Origin of the sequence: uncultured Selenomonas sp., from assembly GCA_905372355.1 — a bacterium.
Taxonomy (GTDB): domain Bacteria; phylum Bacillota; class Negativicutes; order Selenomonadales; family Selenomonadaceae; genus Selenomonas.
Genome location: CAJPOT010000001.1, coordinates 120,388 through 136,327, shown reverse-complemented (window position 1 = coordinate 136,327; position 15,940 = coordinate 120,388). Strand labels below are relative to the sequence as shown.

At 57.6% G+C, this 15,940-nt stretch carries 16 protein-coding genes; 2 read left to right on the top strand and 14 right to left on the bottom strand.

The window, feature by feature from the left end:
* Positions 1-6: 6 nt before the first annotated feature.
* Complete coding sequence (locus QZ177_RS00635; protein ID WP_294175086.1) at positions 7-1,863, bottom strand: glycosyltransferase; 1,857 nt, start codon at positions 1,861-1,863, stop codon at positions 7-9.
* Positions 1,864-1,924: 61 nt separating this feature from the next.
* Positions 1,925-3,271 carry an amino acid permease gene (locus QZ177_RS00630; RefSeq protein WP_294175085.1) on the bottom strand — a complete coding sequence of 449 codons (1,347 nt, stop codon included), beginning with the start codon at positions 3,269-3,271 and terminating at the stop codon, positions 1,925-1,927.
* Between the two features lie 224 nt (positions 3,272-3,495).
* On the opposite strand from QZ177_RS00630, the gene QZ177_RS00625 reads away from it, so the two are divergent.
* Positions 3,496-3,912 carry a hypothetical protein gene (locus QZ177_RS00625; protein WP_294175084.1) on the top strand — a complete coding sequence of 139 codons (417 nt, stop codon included), beginning with the start codon at positions 3,496-3,498 and terminating at the stop codon, positions 3,910-3,912.
* Between the two features lie 91 nt (positions 3,913-4,003).
* Here QZ177_RS00625 and QZ177_RS00620 read toward each other — a convergent pair whose 3' ends face one another.
* From QZ177_RS00620 to metG, 3 genes are all read right to left on the bottom strand, one after another.
* Positions 4,004-4,765 carry a 3D domain-containing protein gene (locus tag QZ177_RS00620; RefSeq protein WP_294175083.1) on the bottom strand — a complete coding sequence of 254 codons (762 nt, stop codon included), beginning with the start codon at positions 4,763-4,765 and terminating at the stop codon, positions 4,004-4,006.
* Positions 4,766-4,947: 182 nt separating this feature from the next.
* Positions 4,948-5,718, bottom strand: a complete 771-nt coding sequence (locus QZ177_RS00615; protein WP_294175203.1) for a TatD family hydrolase — start codon at positions 5,716-5,718, stop codon at positions 4,948-4,950.
* Complete coding sequence (gene metG / locus QZ177_RS00610; protein ID WP_294175081.1) at positions 5,718-7,682, bottom strand: methionine--tRNA ligase; 1,965 nt, start codon at positions 7,680-7,682, stop codon at positions 5,718-5,720. The genes QZ177_RS00615 and metG overlap by 1 nt, the downstream gene beginning before the upstream one ends.
* A 577-nt stretch (positions 7,683-8,259) precedes the next feature.
* Between metG and QZ177_RS00605 the strand changes: the two genes are divergently transcribed.
* The gene (locus QZ177_RS00605; protein ID WP_009645428.1) at positions 8,260-8,514 is read left to right on the top strand and encodes an AbrB/MazE/SpoVT family DNA-binding domain-containing protein; all 255 of its coding nucleotides are present in this window, start codon (positions 8,260-8,262) and stop codon (positions 8,512-8,514) included.
* Between the two features lie 58 nt (positions 8,515-8,572).
* Here the strand turns inward: QZ177_RS00605 and rsmI are convergent, their stop codons facing one another.
* The 9 genes from rsmI to QZ177_RS00560 all read right to left on the bottom strand — a co-directional run bounded on the left by rsmI (position 8,573) and on the right by QZ177_RS00560 (position 15,853).
* Positions 8,573-9,457, bottom strand: coding sequence for a 16S rRNA (cytidine(1402)-2'-O)-methyltransferase (gene rsmI, locus QZ177_RS00600; protein WP_265070991.1), 885 nt, complete (start codon positions 9,455-9,457; stop codon positions 8,573-8,575).
* Position 9,458: 1 nt separating this feature from the next.
* Positions 9,459-10,283, bottom strand: a complete 825-nt coding sequence (locus QZ177_RS00595; RefSeq protein WP_265070990.1) for a stage 0 sporulation family protein — start codon at positions 10,281-10,283, stop codon at positions 9,459-9,461.
* A gap of 48 nt (positions 10,284-10,331) precedes the next feature.
* Positions 10,332-11,342 carry a DNA polymerase III subunit delta' gene (holB, locus tag QZ177_RS00590; protein WP_294175201.1) on the bottom strand — a complete coding sequence of 337 codons (1,011 nt, stop codon included), beginning with the start codon at positions 11,340-11,342 and terminating at the stop codon, positions 10,332-10,334.
* On the bottom strand, positions 11,342-11,794 hold the full coding sequence (locus tag QZ177_RS00585) for a YaaR family protein (RefSeq protein ID WP_294175080.1): 453 nt from the start codon (positions 11,792-11,794) through the stop codon (positions 11,342-11,344). The genes holB and QZ177_RS00585 overlap by 1 nt, the downstream gene beginning before the upstream one ends.
* A gap of 83 nt (positions 11,795-11,877) precedes the next feature.
* Positions 11,878-12,744: a lysophospholipid acyltransferase family protein gene (locus QZ177_RS00580; RefSeq protein ID WP_294175078.1), complete on the bottom strand. Its 867-nt coding sequence runs from the start codon at positions 12,742-12,744 to the stop codon at positions 11,878-11,880.
* A complete protein-coding gene (gene lpxD / locus QZ177_RS00575; protein WP_294175077.1) occupies positions 12,741-13,763 on the bottom strand; it encodes a UDP-3-O-(3-hydroxymyristoyl)glucosamine N-acyltransferase in 1,023 nt (340 codons plus the stop codon). Before lpxD ends, QZ177_RS00580 begins: the two co-directional genes overlap by 4 nt.
* Before the next feature lie 20 nt (positions 13,764-13,783).
* The gene (locus QZ177_RS00570; protein ID WP_294175076.1) at positions 13,784-14,227 is read right to left on the bottom strand and encodes an OmpH family outer membrane protein; all 444 of its coding nucleotides are present in this window, start codon (positions 14,225-14,227) and stop codon (positions 13,784-13,786) included.
* A 16-nt stretch (positions 14,228-14,243) separates the two neighbouring features.
* Positions 14,244-15,296 carry a hypothetical protein gene (locus tag QZ177_RS00565; protein ID WP_294175073.1) on the bottom strand — a complete coding sequence of 351 codons (1,053 nt, stop codon included), beginning with the start codon at positions 15,294-15,296 and terminating at the stop codon, positions 14,244-14,246.
* A 95-nt stretch (positions 15,297-15,391) separates the two neighbouring features.
* On the bottom strand, positions 15,392-15,853 hold the full coding sequence (locus QZ177_RS00560; protein WP_006191103.1) for an OmpH family outer membrane protein: 462 nt from the start codon (positions 15,851-15,853) through the stop codon (positions 15,392-15,394).
* Positions 15,854-15,940 lie beyond the last annotated feature (87 nt).

The window sequence follows — 15,940 nt, the reverse complement described above, 5'->3', positions numbered from 1 at the left end:
TCTCCTTCATCTTCGCCACGACTTCTTCGTAATAAGGCTCCTCACCGTAATGATGCCGCTGATCCATGTCATCAAGAAGCCTACATACGAGATATATTCCAATATTCCCGTGCCTCGCCGTACCCAGCGTGGCACGGCCTCCTTTTTCAAGCAAAACAGCGCGACGCCACGGTGCTTGACGATGGCGGAAAGCACAGAACGCAGGACGCCATCGAGGATGTAGTCATCGTCACCCGCTACAATCACATATTCACCACGGCTCGCCCGCATGGCGCAATGAATGTTTCCCTCTGCACCAACATTCGTCTCGTTGCAGTGATAGCGCAGGTTCTTGAACCTTTTTTGTTGTTCCTCTACAAGGCTTCGCGTCTCATCCGTCGAGGCGTTGTCCGAGACGAGAACCTCGACAAGCGGATCATTTCCGACCTGCTGCAGCACACTCCTGAGCGACTTCCTCAGATACCGGCTGCGATTATATGTAATGAAAGCATAGGTAAGGAGCGGATCCGTCTTTTTCCGCTCTTCCAAGAGGCCCATGAGCACCTCTTCATCGGGTGTCGCAAGCCATTTCCCCGCGCGCGATGAAAAGGCCTTGACGATACGCGCGGGATTGCCCTCGGCGATGCAGTAGGCGGGAACGTCGCACTTCACGACGCTTCCCGCACGAACGCGGGCGCCGCAGCCGATCTGCACAGCACCCTCGATGACGACGTTCGCTCCGATCTCTGTCGCACAGCCAATCCGGATGCCACATGCATGCCCGAGAAGCTCGCGATCCTCGGCGGCAAGGCCAAGATCCTCTTCTGCGCGAGTGTAGTCCTTAATCTGAACGTTCGCACCCACAGTCACAAGGTTTTCAAGAACGATGCGATTGTGTGCCGTCAGAGTGCTGTAAGCGTCAATCGCACAGTCGTCGCCGACAGAGATGCGCGGCTCGCCCACGAAGTTGTCCGAGAGCAGCCGGCAAAGCGCCGTCTCATGTATCCTCGTCCGAGCGCCGACGGCGATTCCCCCAGGATGAGAAAAACTCTGCCAGCCTTCGACTTGTGCATCCTTGCTGCACGCATAGAGAGCCAATCGCGCCCCAGATGACAGCACATCATCCAGTCTGGAATGATAGGCTGCAAAGTAGCGCCGACGATCTCCCTCGGCAGAGTCAAACGATATATTTTCCATCTGATAGGCGCACCAAATCTCGCGCGGCAGCGGCACGACCATCTTCTGTCCGCCCTCCTCCATAGCACGGCAATGCGCAAGGACGGCATAATACTGCTTCTCATAGTCTTCATTCCAAGGAATATCAACCTGCGTCGCAAAAAAGGACGGGCAGAGGAATCGCACGCCCGTCGTGAATTCGTGAGTGGCTGCCTTGCCGAAGCGGATTTCCTCAAGGCTTCCCTTCATCGGCATACGGACGGCGCCCCATACATCTGGCGCCTCCAAGAGGTTGCCGCTCACGGGAAGCGAACGGCTGCCCAGGAAGCCGGCCATGCCGACGTCTTCCTCGCGGAAGATTTCCAGCATCTGCTCGATTGCCAAGGGCGAGGTCAGGCAGACGTCATCGTTGATGAAGATCTTGACCTTCGCAGTCGTGCGCGAAAGGATTTCATTCACCTGCTTCGCATAGGGCTGCGCTGCCGTCAGAGGGAAGATCTCCAACGCGTAGCCGGCAGGAAGCCTCGCCGCCTGCAGGGATGCCACGCAAAGCGCATAGTGCGCCTCCTGCGTCTGGCGCACGAGGACGGCGATTTGCCGCCCCCCATGGCTCTCTGCCGGATCATCCACGCCTTCCGTCATCGGCTGCTGCAAATGCGACGGCAATTCTGCCGGCACCATCTCACGAGCATTCATCTTTCCGCACATAGTTCTCTCCTCAGCATTTTCTCTCATCATATCATAAACACGCGATAAAAACCAATTTTTTCTAGGAAATACCGCGCTTCTTCCTGCGATAGCCGAGCCACAGCACGAAGAGCCAGACGGGCAGGACGAGGACGGCGAACTGCATGTCGGGTATCTGCGTCATGAGAGCGTACATCATGACGAGGAACGCTAGGCAGATGTAGTTGACAACGGGAAAGAAGGGGGCACGGAACTTCGCCCTGCGTCCTTCTCTCGCATAGAGGCGACGGAATTTCAAATGCGTGATGACGATCGTGCCCCAGCTGATGATGACGGACGCCATGGCGATGGAGAGAAAGAGCATGAATACCTGCCCGGGGAACAGGTAGTTGAGGAGTACGGCGAGAAGCGTCACGCCCGAGGAGATGAGGATGCCGACGACGGGCACGCCCTGACGCGACAGACTCGCGAGAATTTTCGGCGCATCGCCGCCCGCAGCGAGTCCGTAGAGCATGCGCGAGTTGCTGTAGATCGCCGAGTTGTAGACGGATACCGCAGCGGTCAGGACGACGAAGTTCAGGATGTGCGCGGCGGCAGGGATGCCGACGTTCGAGAAGATCTGCACGAAGGGGCTTGCCTCCATGCCTACCTCGTCCCACGGCCAAAGCGCCATGAGCACCGCCATCGCGCCGACGTAAAAGATGAGGATGCGCCAGATGACCTGATTGATGGCGCGCGGAATCGAACGATCCGGGTCGGCGGCTTCTCCCGCCGTGATGCCGATCAGCTCGATGCCGCCGAAAGAAAACATGACGACGGTGATTGAGAGCATCATGCCCCATACGCCGTTCGGAAAGAAGCCGTCATGCACCCAGAGGTTGGAGAAGTTCATCGGGAACGTCTCAGGGCGTGAAAAGACGAGGTACAGCCCGAGGACGATCATCGAGACGATGGCGGCGACCTTGACGATGGCAAGCCAGAATTCCATCTCGCCGTAAGCCTTGACAGCCGCGAGATTCAGTGCCGTGATGACGACGAGCGTGACGAGCGCTGAGAGCCACTGCGGCAGATCGGGCAGCCAGTAGTTCATGTAGATGCCGATGACGGAAAGCTCCGCCATGCTGACGATGACGTAGTTGAACCAGTAATTCCAGCCCGAGAGGAAGCCCGGGAAAGCACCCCAATACTTCGCGGCGTAGTGACTGAAAGAGCCGGACACCGGCTCTTCAACCGCCATTTCGCCGAGCATGCGCATGATGAGAAAGATGACGACGCCGCCCGTCAGATAGGCGAGCATGACGGAAGGCCCCGCAAACTTGATGGTCGACGCCGAGCCGTAGAAAAGCCCCGTGCCGATGGCGCCGCCGAGCGCAATCATCTGCAAATGGCGATTCTGCAGACCGCGCCGCATTTCTTTTTGTTTCTGCATGGTATCATATCACCTCAAAAAATTACACGCACAAACGTCCACTTTGTGGACAAAAGTGCGCCGCTCTCAACAAAAGTTACCCAATCCGTCTGCGCCTTCGGCTTGACTTCTTGGACTTTTATAGAAAATTACTCTTTTTATTATAGACTGTGCATCCTACTCTGTAAACAAAAACGGAATGATGCTATACTAGGGAAGTCCGAAGTGAGGAAGGAGATGCAACTATGGCAGAAGAAATCCACCACGAGAATATCGACTACACGCTCTTTGAGAACATCAAGATGAAGATGCTCGGCATGATCAACGGCGCCGCCAGTCCCTATGACATCATCTATGAGATCGCCAAGGAGCTGGAAGCCGTCACACACGAGGCGGGCTATGCGCACGAGGTGCGCCAGGGGCTGCGCTCCGTCTACGGGCTTGCCATGCACGACCGAAAGCTCCTCGTCGACGAGCTTGCCGATGTCGAAGAACGCTTGAAGCGCATCGAGGAATCACACGAAACGGGCGACTTCACGGACGAGGAGAGGACGCGCATCGAGTTCGCCATCGTGCTGCACAAGAAGAACATCGAACGCCTCAAGGGCCTCATACAGCATGCCGAAGCCTTCCACGAAGAGCCGTATATCGAAAAGACCTGACCGCGCGAAGGCGCACGTCATACATTTTCGCAGATAATACACATACGAAAAGAGGACTGCCGCTTTCGCGTACAGTCCTCTTTTTATGTCGTTATTCCAAGACATAAACCTTGACCCAACGGCGGCCGAATTCCATCGCCTCACCGTAGGATTCCATACACAGGTCGATGCGCTCGCCATTGATGGCGCCGCCCGTATCCCCTGCGATGGCCACACCGTAGCCCGGGATGTAGAGGCGCGTTCCCAAGGGAATCACGTCCGTATCCACAGCTACGACGCCCCGCTCTGCGAGCATACCAGAAGCCGTGATGCCACTGCCGCCGCCGTCGGTCGGCAGGTAAGCCGTCGCTTCCATATCGTACTCACGCACATAGCGCATAGCGCCGCGCGATGTTTCTACAGACTGGGCACGTCTTGCTTCTTCTTCTCTTTCTTTTTCTGCGACCAAATCGTGTATCTTGATGTTGAGATTTTTTTCAAGTCGTGTTGCCCCGTCCAGCTCCGCCGAGAAGCGGTCGCCGACGTATCCGTAGTCCTTGAGTACCTCGCCCACATTGCTGCGAGTCGTATAAACCTTCTGCCTGTCGCCCTCGAACTCAATGACGACCGGCACGGCACGTTGCACAATAATTTTTTCTTCTTTGTCCGATTTCTTTAACTGAAACTCATCCTTGTGCCTAATCTCGACGCCTGCCTGATGCAAGATCAGCTCCGGGCTCGAGTATCGGGTGCTTACCTCCAAAGTCTTGCCATCGACGTCGATGCTGACATTGCGCATCGCGTCCGTAAAACCTGTCGTGAATACGACTCCGAGGATCAACACCATGCAAAGTGCTAGTTTCCTTAAAGTCATTCAATCCCCCCTTAGAAATCTAACGACAGGCTTATTCTAGCACCTTTTTCCCCCTTTGTCAAGATATGCCCCACTTTGACAGAATTAACCACCATATTTAGGGAAAAGAGAAGTGGTGAAAGCCCTTTTACGACAGGCTTTCACCACTTCTTTCTTTGTGTCATATTAAATTAAATTTTCTCTCAAATCCCGTACAGATCGCGCGTATTCTCGCGCGTCGCCCGCGCGAAGGCTTCAAGGCTCTCGCCGCGCAGTTCCGCCGCCTTCTTGGCGACGTAGAGTACATGGGCAGGCTCGTTGCGTTTGCCGCGAAACGGCATGGGAGAAAGGTAGGGGGAATCTGTCTCAACGAGAATGCGCTCCGCCGGCAGGCGCTGCACGATTTCGGGCAGCTTCGCGGCGTTCTTGTACGTCAAAGGCCCGTCGATGCCGAAGTACCAGTCGCCCTTCAAGAGTTCCGCCGCCATCTCCCAGCTTCCCGAGTAGCAGTGCAGCACGCCGCGAAGCCCTCTGCCCTCCGTCTTGAGAATCTTCATCATGTCGCCGTGCGCCTCGCGGTCGTGGATGCAGACGGGCAGCCTGAGCTGACGCGCGAGATCGAGCTGGCGCACAAAGATCGCACGCTGCAGCGCACGCTTTTCCTCGTCCTTCTCCCAATAATAGTCGAGCCCGATCTCGCCGATGGCGACGACCTTTTCCTGCGCCGCCCAAGCGGCAAGCTGGTCGTCCGTCGCCGCCGTCATCGGTTGCGCCTCCTCGGGATGGATGCCGACCGCCGCATAGACGGACTCGAACTCCTCCGTGAGCGCGACGCTCCGCGCCGAGGACTCGAGGCTGTCGCCCATCGTGATGATCTTCACGACGCCGGCTGCCAGTGCACGCTCAACGACGGCGGCGCAGTCGTCCGCGAACTTCTCGCCGTCGAGATGCGCATGAGAATCGATAAGCTCCATCACTTCACCTTGCTCCCTGCGGATGCGGCAGGCTCGACGAGGCGCAGTCCGCTCTCGTCCGCCGTGCACAGGATCATGCCGTGCGAGCGAATACCACGAATCTTCGCGGGCTTCAAGTTCGCGACGAGGACGACCTTCCTGCCAACAAGCTCGTCTGCCGCATAGAACTCGGCGATGCCCGAAACGACCTCGCGCTCCTCCGTGCCGAGGCTCACGGTAAGGCGCATAAGCTTCGCCGTATCGGGCACGCGCTCCGCCTTCCGAATCTCAGCGACGCGCAGATCGACGCGGTTGAAATCGTCGATCGTGATGACGCCGTCCGCAGGCGCAGCAACGTTCGTCTTTTCCGCCTTCCCCTGGTTTTTCTGCGCCCCCTGGGACTTTGCGGCAGAGCCTTTCCTCCCCTGCATCGTAGGCTTTTCCTCTGCCTCGACCTCGATGCGCGGGAAAAGCTGCTTGGGGCTTCCCACATGCGTTCCCGCTAGGAAGCCGCCCCACGTGCGCACGTCAACAAAGCGCACGCGAGAGAAGTCTCCCTCAAGGCCGAGCTGATGCCAGATCTTCGCCGCCGTCTCCGGCATGAACGGCTCGATGAGCACGCTGATGCGACGCAGGCTCTCGGCGAGATTGTAAAGCGTATTCGTCAGTTCCTGCTTTTTCGCAGCATCCTTGGCGAGCGCCCACGGCATCGTCTCGTCGATGTACTTGTTCGCACGGCTGATGAACGCCCACGTCGTCTTGATGGCGCTCTGCAGCTTCATCTCTTCCATCTCGCGCTCGTAGGCGGCGATTGCACTTTCCGCGTCCGCAAGGAAGGCGCGGTCAATCGCGCTCTCTCCCTGCGCCTCTTCCACGACACCGTCCTGGAACTTGCCGATCATGTTCAGCGTGCGGTGCAGGAGGTTGCCAAGGTCATTCGCAAGGTCAGCGTTGATGCGCGTAATGAGAGCGTCGCGCGAGAAGTTGCCGTCCTGTCCGAGGTTGATCTCGCGCAGCAGGAAGTAGCGGATGGCGTCGGCGCCAAACTCATCGATGAGCTGCACGGGATCGACGACGTTGCCTTTCGACTTCGACATCTTGTCGCCGTCTACGATCAGCCAGCCGTGGCCGTATACCATCTTCGGCAGCGGCAGATCGAGCGCCATGAGGATGCACGGCCAGATGATCGAATGGAAGCGCACGATCTCCTTGCCGACGAGATGGATGTCGGCCGGCCAATACTTCTCAAATTTCTCGGGATCGTCCAAGAAGCCGATCGGCGTCAGGTAATTCGTCAGGGCGTCGAACCAGACGTAGATGACATGATCGGGTGCGATCGGCACGGGGATGCCCCAGTCGAACGACGTGCGCGAGATGCACAGATCTTCAAGCCCCTGCTTGATGAAGTTGATCATCTCGTTGCGCCTCGAGACGGGCTGTATGAAGTCGGGATGTTCCTCAATGTACGCGAGGACGCGGTCGGCATAGTGCGACATCTTGAAGAAGTAGGCGTCCTCTTCGACCTCCGCCACCTCGCGCCCGCAGTCGGGGCACTTGCCATCTATGAGCTGACGCTCCGTCCAATAGCTCTCGCACGGCGTGCAGTAAAGCCCCTTGTACTTGCCCTTGTAGATGTCACCCTTCTCGTAGATGCGGCGGAAGACCTCCTGCACAACGCGCTGGTGGCGCTCCTCAGTCGTGCGGATGAAATCGTCGTTCGAGATGTGGAGCTTCTGCCAAAGCCCCTGAAATCCCGCAACGATCTTGTCGACGTAGGCAAGGGGCGTCACGCCCTCCTCCTCTGCCTTCTGCTGGATCTTCTGCCCGTGCTCGTCGCTTCCCGTGAGAAAGAACACATCGTGATCGGTCAGCCGCTTGAAACGTGCGACAGCGTCGGCAATCGTCGTGCAGTACGCGTGTCCAATATGCAGCTTCGCGCTCGGGTAGTAGATCGGCGTCGTTATGTAGAATGATTTCCTTGTCATCAAAAAGCCTCCTCAACGGCATGATGCCGCATTTATATATCCTCACTATTATAGAATAAATTTGTCCTCCTATGCAAGATTTTCAAGTTCCGCACATCGAGAAAGTGCCGATCATTTCAATCATTGCTTGAAGATTTGGCAGCAAAATACTTTCTCTCTCGCCATGTCCTTCATCAAAAGCACAATGTCCTTCTTGTATAGATTTATTATTTCTTCTTAATTATTTCACTTGAAACATTTCCTTGGAAATGCTATACTGTAAGCAAAGGAAAAAGTATACATTTTTAGTCAAAAAATGTTTCTTCATGTAAATGTTGTAAACTTTCAGGACATATATTCAGCCGTCGCACGAAGCGGCATGCATTGCTTTTTCTCCCGTTTCCTGCATGGCATCATCAAAGAGGCACGTTGTACATATGTTCTCACGCTTTACAGAAGTCTAACCGATCAGTCTGCGCCTTCGGCTTGACTTCTCGAGGCTTCTTGTAAACATGTAATAATCACTCAACCCTGCTTTTGCACGTTGAATGACTATTTCCCCGCAGTTGGCTGGCCTGCTTCTAAGGAGGAGATAGCTATGAAAGCCACAGGAATCGTCAGAAAAGTCGACGAACTCGGTCGTGTCGTCATACCGATCGAGCTGCGCCGCACGCTCGGCATCGCAGAGCGCGATGCCTTGGAGATCTACACCGATGAGGATCGCATCGTGCTGCGAAAGTACGAACCGACCTGCACGTGCATCTTCTGCGGCAGTGTAGACGACGTGTCGCTCTTCAAGGGGCGCAACGTCTGCAAAAAGTGCGCGAGAGATCTGCAGAAGGAAGCCGTATAGATTTTGCGCAAACATCCAGAAACCCGCCCATTCCCGCAAAGGGAGTGGGCGGGCTTTTTCATTCTTCCAGCAAGGTCTGATAAACGTCGCGACGACTTAAGTTCAGTCGCTTCGCTGCTTCGCGCATGGCTTCCTTTTTCGACCTGCCCTCTCGCATAAAGCGTGCGACGAGTTCCTGCGGCGTCTCCTGCGGTGTCGCCTCCTGTACCTCTCCATCTGCCGTACCCGCGACGATGAGGACAAACTCGCCGCGCGGCTCTTCTGCGCTGTAGTGCGCGAGCAAATCGGCGAGCGTGCCGCGCCGAAACTCTTCGTAGCGCTTCGTAAGCTCACGCGCAGCTGCCGCAGGCCGCGCTCCGCCGAAAACAGCAACGAGCGCCTTGAGCGTATCCTTCAGATGGTGCGGCGCTTCGTAGAAGATGAGCGTTTCCCTTCGCGCGGCGACTTCGGTGAGAAGATCGCCGCGCTTCGCCGTCGTGCGCGGCAAAAAGCCCACAAAGGTGAAGCGCCGCGTGTCCAGCCCCGAACAGATGAGTGCCGAGAGTGCGGCGTTCGCACCGGGCAGGGGCGATACGGTGACTCCTGCGTCTATGGCCAGAGCAGCGAGGTGGCTACCGGGATCAGCGATGCCGGGAAGCCCCGCATCACTGACACAGACGAGATCGTTTCCTGCGAGCAGGAATTCCACGAGGCGCGGTCCCTTCTCAAACTTGTTGTGCTCATGGTAGCTAAGGAGGCGCGTGTGGATGTCGTAACGTGCGAGAAGCTTGCGCGTGTGGCGCGTATCTTCGGCCGCAATCAACGGCACTTCCTTGAGAATCCGCACGGCACGCAGCGTCATGTCCTCAAGATTGCCGATGGGCGTCGCCGCGAGGTAGAGCGTGCCCTTTGCATGCCGAGCTTCCTTTGGCGGCGATCCCTGCGCCCCTTCCGTGCGCTCCATCTTACGCCTTGTCTCCCTTTTCTACGGCAATGACGTCCTCCCACGCTGTCACGAGTGTCTTGTGCGAGTCGAGCAGGATCGTCGCCGTGCGTCGCTGCGCATTGATGGAGATGACCTTTCCCTCTCCTTCCGCCGACGCGACGCGGCTTCCCTGCTTCGGCGGCTTCGGACGGCGCTTGGGGCAGCTCTTTTTGTAATCCGAGCACTCATATTTGAGGCAGCACATGAGCCTGCCGCAGATGCCCGAGATCTTCGTCGGATTCAAAGAGAGGTTCTGCTCCTTCGCCATGCGGATGGACACCGGCTCGAAGTCGCCGAGGAACATCGAGCAGCACAAAGGCCTGCCGCAGCAGCCCATGCCGCCCATGAGCTTCGCCTCGTCGCGCACACCGATCTGTCTGAGCTCGATGCGCGTGCGGAACACGGAGGCCAGATCTTTGACGAGCTCGCGAAAGTCAATGCGCCCGTCCGCCGTGAAGTAGAAGATGATCTTATTCAAGTCGAACGTGCACTCGACATCGACGAGTTTCATCGGCAGACCATGCAGCTTGATCTTCTTCTCACAAACCTTGAACGCCTCTTTTTCCTTGCGATGGTTTTCCTCGACCTTGCGAAGATCCTGCTCCGTCGCCTTGCGCTGTACGGTCTTCAAGACTTGAGAGCCGTTTTCCTCCACCTCTCGCACCCCCAGGACGACGCGACCGCACTCCATGCCACGCACCGTCTCAACGATGACATCGTCGCCGAGTACGAGTTCGTATTTTCCCGGGCTGAAATAATAGATCTTGCCCGCTTTCTTGAAGCGGACACCCACAATCGTCTGCAACCCCTTGCCTCCTTCATCTATTGAAAGCGCGTTCTTTCGCGCCCAGCGTCACCTTTCCGACTCCCGTGCATCCCGCAGGCGCATCAGCAGCCCTTCAAAGAGGAGCTGCACGCTTGCGTTGCTCCGAAGCCTCCCGAGCGCCTCGCGCACGAGAGCGAGACAAGCGAAGATGCGCGTCTCGGGAAAATCCGCGAGCGCATGAGCCAAAGCCCCGCGCTTTTCCTCATGGTAGAGCGTACCACGCCCCGAAAGGAGCGCGAGCATGTCACGAAGAAGGTGAGAGAGCGCGAGCAGCCACTCCTCGGCACGATCGCGCGGCAATTTGCCAAGTTCTTCTGCCTTCGCCCAAAGGCTGAACATATCGAGCGCAGAAAGCGAAAAGAGCGTCTCTGCCGCATCCTCCATGAGCTGCAACCCACCCCCTTCGAGCAGGAGCAGTGCGTGACCAAGGCTGCCGTCCGCCGCCATGGCGAGAGAATGTGCCTTCCGGTTTTCCACGCCGCGCGCGAGGAGTGCATCTTCAATTACCTTGGGAGAGAGCGCACCGAAGTACATGTCGCGCACGCGCGAGAGGATCGTCGGCAGAAGCGCTGTGCGCTTTGCTGTCACGAGCAGGAAGAAGACCGCGCCCTGCGGCTCTTCCAAAGTCTTCAAAAGGCTGTTCGCCGCTGCCTCGTTCATCGCGTCGACATCGTCCACAAGGACGACGAAGCGTCCCGAGAGCAGTGGCTTTCGCGCGATCTTCTTCTCAATCTCGCGCACGGCGTCGATGCGCAGGACGCGCACGCCCTTGCCGCGGCTTTCAGGCGCCGCCTCAACGTAATCGGAATGCGTACCTGCGAGAAAAGCACGGCACGACGGACACTCGCCGCAAGGCGCATTCTCCCTGCCACACAGCAAAGCTGCGGCCAAGAGGCGCGCAACCTTCTTCTTGCCCACGCCGGAGATCCCCGAAAAGAGGAGCGCATGAGGCAGGCGACCGTCACGCAGCATGGTCCGCAGCCTATGGATATTCCCTTCGTGCTCGAGGACGTCCTTCCAGGAAAGCGCCTCCTCCATCACATATAGAGGTCGACGAGCATTCCACGAATCGCATCGTGACTCGCCGCGATGTCCAAGGCGTCCGTCTGACCCGTGCGGATTTTTTCCGCAAGCTCTTCGAGCTTCCGATCGATCTTGCGCACCGTCGTGTAGACCTTCTGCCGTCCCATGCGATCCCAACCTGCCTGCACATGAAGCTGATACATGCGCCCGACCGCCTCGTCGACGAAATCCTTGACGAGATCGCGATACGCCTTGAGCTCATCGTACGTCGGCGTATTCGTAAGGCGTGCGCCCTGCTCGTCAATCTTCTTCAAGATTTCCTGCAGCTGGCGATCAGAAAACGCCGCATGCTGATCGGCGAGTTCCGTTCCAAAATCCGCATCGCTGCGTGAGGGTTCATGTACAGCGATATCACGCTCAAGTGTCTGCAGCGCAGATCGCTGCGAGCTTAAGGCATCTATCTTCATAAATTCACAAGCCACCTTCCGCCTGCAATTTTTGACTCTCCTTGAATTATAAAGGTTTTTTCATTTTCGCGCAAGCAGAAGCCCTAAAACTCCTCACGCATCGACTTCCAGCGATCGTGCAGCCAAAACCATTCCTCGGGATGCTCGCGGATATGCTGCTCCAAGACGCGGTTGACCGCCTGCTCTGCCGTGCGGATGTCAGCGCGCTTATCCTTCGTGTGAGGTACCTCGACGGGCGCATAAAGGATGATCTTATGCGTGCCGTCCTCCTTGCGCGTGATGTATCCGGGGATGACACCGATCCCTGCCGAACGAGCCATCGCGGCGGGTCCAGGTACGCAGTTCGTCGGCTTGCCAAAGAAATCGAGCACGATGCCGTCATGCCGATTCGTATCCTGATCGGCAAGAAGTCCGACAACCCAGCCTTCCTTCATCATTCGAAACATCTCGCGCACGTCGTTTTTATAGATGATGTGCATACCGACGAGCCGCCGATACTCGTTGATGAAGCGATCCATCGCCGCATCCCTCTGGCGCATGGCGACGCCGATGAGCGGAAATCCCGCCTGTGATAGCGCACCGCCCATAAGTTCCCAGTTGCCCGCATGTCCCGTGGCGATGACCGCGCCCTTGCCTTGGGCGAGGACTCCTTCGAGATGCTCTCTTCCCTCGATCTCGACGTAGTCTGCCATATGGCGCACGATGACGGGAAAGCGCAAAACCTCGAAGAGCATGGGGCCGAAACGCACGGCACTCTCCTTGGCGATGCGCTCTGACTCCCGCTCATCCGTCCCCAGGCACATGGCTACCTGCGAGGCCGCGAGCTTCTTTCTGCGCACGGGCAAAAAAGGCCAGAGGGCGAGCGCCAGAGCGCGTCCCAGACGATCGCAGAAATGCCCGGGCAGAAGACAGACGACGCGGCTCAAAAAGCGCACGAGGTAGTACGTCATGCCTTTGCTTCCCTCTCTTTGAGTGCCTTTTCCAGCTGTTTGACCTTCTTGACGAGATCGGGCAGACGCTTCATAGCCGCCTGCATGCGCAGCCATTCCTGATGGCTCTGCACGGGGAATCCGGCACAGAACACGCCTTCGGGCATGTCGCCGATGATGCCCGAACGCGCTGCATAGACGGAATGTCCGCCGATGTGGATGTGTCCGACCGTGCCGACCTGTCCGCCGAAGGTCACATTCGGCCCTGTCGTCGTCGAGCCGGAGATGCCTGTCTGCGCGACGATGAGATTCCCCTCGCCGATCTTACAGTTATGCCCGATATGGACGAGATTGTCGATCTTTGTGCCGCGTCCAATGACGGTCGATCCCGTCGTAGCGCGGTCGATGCCGACATGCGAGCCAATCTCGACATCATCTTCGAGGACGACGTTGCCGACCTGAGGCACCTTCGTATGAACGCCGCCCGACGTCGTGAAGCCGAAGCCGTCGGAGCCGACGACCGAGTTCGCATGGAGCACGCAGCGCTTGCCGACGCGGCAGCGCTCGCGCACCGTGACGCTCGCGTAGAGGACGCTCTTCTCGCCGATTTCAGCGTACTGCCCGACGTAGACGTGCGGGTAAATGACGGCACCCGCAGCGATCTTCGCGTGCTCATCGACGACGGCAAAGGGAAGAATCGAGGCACCCTCTTCTACCTCGGCGGTCTTCGCCACGAAAGCCTGCGGACTGACGCCCGCGGGAATCTGCAGCGGAGGCGTGAAAAGCTCCAAAAGCTTCGCAAAGGCGGCACGCGGCTCCTTCACATGGATGGCGGGCAGAGGAAAGCCCTGCACATCTTCGGGCAGGAGGACGGCGGCCGCCTGCGACGCCTTGGCCTCCTCGATATGGGGCGGGGCGGCAAAGGTGATCTCCGTCCTGCCCGCCGCCTCGATGTTCGTCGCGCCCGTGACGACGATGTTTTCATCGCCTGCAAGCCGTCCTTCCAGGAAGCGAGCAATTTCCCCCAACGTCTTTTTCATCGTCATGTCCTCTCCCAGTCTCACTGAAGCGCTTTGATCACATCGTCCGTGATGTCCGTGCCGCCGAGATGGACGAGCTTCTGCTCATCCACGTTGAAGAGAACAGCATCCAACTTCTTCGTGCGTGCAATCTCGCCGACGGCCGTCTGCAGTTTGATCGTCTTCTGCTGGTCGTAAATGCTGCTCGTCTGCTGAATCTTGCCCATCGCCTGCTGCTGCGCCTTCTGCATCTCCTCGGGCGGCGCACCCTGCGCCTGCTTCTCCTTCAAATCCTCTTGCGCCTGCTTCTGCACTTCTTCCACTTTTGACTTCATCTCGGCATCAATATTCATGATGGCCGGCGCTTCCTTCTCGATGCGGCTTGGATCGACATAGCCGATCTCTGTCTTGCCGCAGCCTGCGGCGAGCGTCATGATGGCAAAGGCACCTGCGAGCATCGCCATGCGCTTCTTGTTCTGCTTCATGATTTTCCACTTCTTTCTAAGTATTTCCGGGCGCAAGCTCGGCAATCAATTCTTCTGTCAGATCGAGTGCGGCAGGAGCGACGACAGGAAAGCGAAGCGAGGGAGCGTCTGTCTCTTCTCGCCGCAGATCTGCAGCTTCATCCGTTTCCTTCGCAACGACGAGAGAAAGATGATGAAGGAGCGCGAGCTTCGCCGTCTTGCTCTCAATATCCTTGCGAATGTGCTCGCGAATGATGCGTACTTCCTCGCCCTTCGCCGCGAGCGCCGCTTTCTTGCGGCGCAGGATCTCATCGATCTCGACTCCCTGCATTGCCTGCAGGAGCGCCTCGCTGTTGCGCCTTTCCGCTTCTGCCTTTTGGCGTGCGGCTTCTTCCTGTGTGCTTGCTGCGGTAGACTTTGCACTCTTTGCGTCGCGCGCGATGAGCGCGTCAAGATACTTCCGCTTCTCCTCGTCGTGGGCGGCAAAGAGCGCCCGTATGCGCTCGCCACGCTCCTCGCGCAAAGCCTTGAGTTCGTCGAGCAGGCTTTTTACATCAGCCTCCGAAAGGAACATCGCCTCTCGGTTGTCAATCTTCATCTCGATGTTGACGATGCGATTCTGATAGGCGTCTTCTAGCGCCTTCTTTTCCTTGAGAAAGGCGTCCTTCGTGTCTTCCTCCCAGGCAGCGAGCGCCTTGCGGCGCTCACGCGCCTGCTCTTCCGCCGCGAGACGCTGCTGCTGCAGATTCTTCTCTTTCGCTGCAAGCTGGAACGGCTCATCTGCAAGCGCAGGCGGCTTCAAGGCGCGGCGCGCACGACTCAGTCGATCAATGTCGGCGGCGAGCGATGCATACTGCGCTTCAAGATCCGCCAGCTGCACATACGCCTCATGCGCCTTCTCAGCTCGCGCCACATCGACGACGCCGATCCCGCCCTCTTCCTGCTTCGTTGGAGCGGCGGGCGGCGGCGCATCTCGAAAGAAAAAGAACGCGCCGCCAAGAGCCGCCAAGAACAGGACAGCAAGAGCACCGCAAATTTCCTTCCGGCGCTTTTTCCAAAAGCCGCCGCCCTGCGCCTTTTCCTGCGGCATCTCATCCACCTCCCGAAAAGCCCCTGCATTTAAAAGTACCGGGCAGGAAGCCCGCCCGGTACATCATGCGCTCGCGCGCGCATATCCGTATTTTCTTATTTGAACTTCTTCATGACATCGTCCGTGATGTCCTGACCGCCATAGACGACAGCGCTCTTGTCGATGACGACGGAAAGCCCCTTGGCTTCAGCGACCTGCTTGACGGCATCGTCGATCTTCTTCTGGATGCCCGAGATGAGATCCTGTTCCTTCTGCTGCAGCTCCATCTGTGCCTGCTGCATCGCCTTTGCCTTCTCCTCATCGCTCTTGTTTGCGTTGTCCGCCTCGAAGCGCATCTGCGCTTCCTGCATCGCCTTCTGCATCTCGTTCGAAGCCGAAGCGTAATCCGGATGACTCATCATCACCTTGCGGTAATCGACGACGCCGACGGACGAAGATGCTGCAGACGCTGTGCTCGTGCCGAGCTGCGAAAGGCCGAGAGCCACGACTGAGCCAATGAATACGAGCGCAAGCGCCACGCAAAAGATCTTGACCTGCGTCTTTTGAAGTTTTACCATTTCTTTGTCTCCTTTTCCCTTTTGAAGAACGCTGCATCGCGATCCTTCCTCAAATACCCAACGATAAACATTATAGCAAACTCTTTT

Excerpts from the sequence above, each read along its gene's own strand:
- QZ177_RS00635 (WP_294175086.1), bottom strand. The coding sequence starts at position 1,863 with ATGTGCGGAAAGATGAATGCTCGTGAGATGGTGCCGGCAGAATTGCCG.
- QZ177_RS00630 (WP_294175085.1), bottom strand. The coding sequence starts at position 3,271 with ATGCAGAAACAAAAAGAAATGCGGCGCGGTCTGCAGAATCGCCATTTG.
- QZ177_RS00625 (WP_294175084.1), top strand. The coding sequence starts at position 3,496 with ATGGCAGAAGAAATCCACCACGAGAATATCGACTACACGCTCTTTGAG.
- QZ177_RS00620 (WP_294175083.1), bottom strand. The coding sequence starts at position 4,765 with ATGACTTTAAGGAAACTAGCACTTTGCATGGTGTTGATCCTCGGAGTC.
- QZ177_RS00615 (WP_294175203.1), bottom strand. The coding sequence starts at position 5,718 with ATGGAGCTTATCGATTCTCATGCGCATCTCGACGGCGAGAAGTTCGCG.
- metG (WP_294175081.1), bottom strand. The coding sequence starts at position 7,682 with ATGACAAGGAAATCATTCTACATAACGACGCCGATCTACTACCCGAGC.
- QZ177_RS00605 (WP_009645428.1), top strand. The coding sequence starts at position 8,260 with ATGAAAGCCACAGGAATCGTCAGAAAAGTCGACGAACTCGGTCGTGTC.
- rsmI (WP_265070991.1), bottom strand. The coding sequence starts at position 9,457 with ATGGAGCGCACGGAAGGGGCGCAGGGATCGCCGCCAAAGGAAGCTCGG.
- holB (WP_294175201.1), bottom strand. The coding sequence starts at position 11,342 with ATGGAGGAGGCGCTTTCCTGGAAGGACGTCCTCGAGCACGAAGGGAAT.
- QZ177_RS00585 (WP_294175080.1), bottom strand. The coding sequence starts at position 11,794 with ATGAAGATAGATGCCTTAAGCTCGCAGCGATCTGCGCTGCAGACACTT.
- QZ177_RS00580 (WP_294175078.1), bottom strand. The coding sequence starts at position 12,744 with ATGACGTACTACCTCGTGCGCTTTTTGAGCCGCGTCGTCTGTCTTCTG.
- lpxD (WP_294175077.1), bottom strand. The coding sequence starts at position 13,763 with ATGAAAAAGACGTTGGGGGAAATTGCTCGCTTCCTGGAAGGACGGCTT.
- QZ177_RS00570 (WP_294175076.1), bottom strand. The coding sequence starts at position 14,227 with ATGAAGCAGAACAAGAAGCGCATGGCGATGCTCGCAGGTGCCTTTGCC.
- QZ177_RS00565 (WP_294175073.1), bottom strand. The coding sequence starts at position 15,296 with ATGCCGCAGGAAAAGGCGCAGGGCGGCGGCTTTTGGAAAAAGCGCCGG.
- QZ177_RS00560 (WP_006191103.1), bottom strand. The coding sequence starts at position 15,853 with ATGGTAAAACTTCAAAAGACGCAGGTCAAGATCTTTTGCGTGGCGCTT.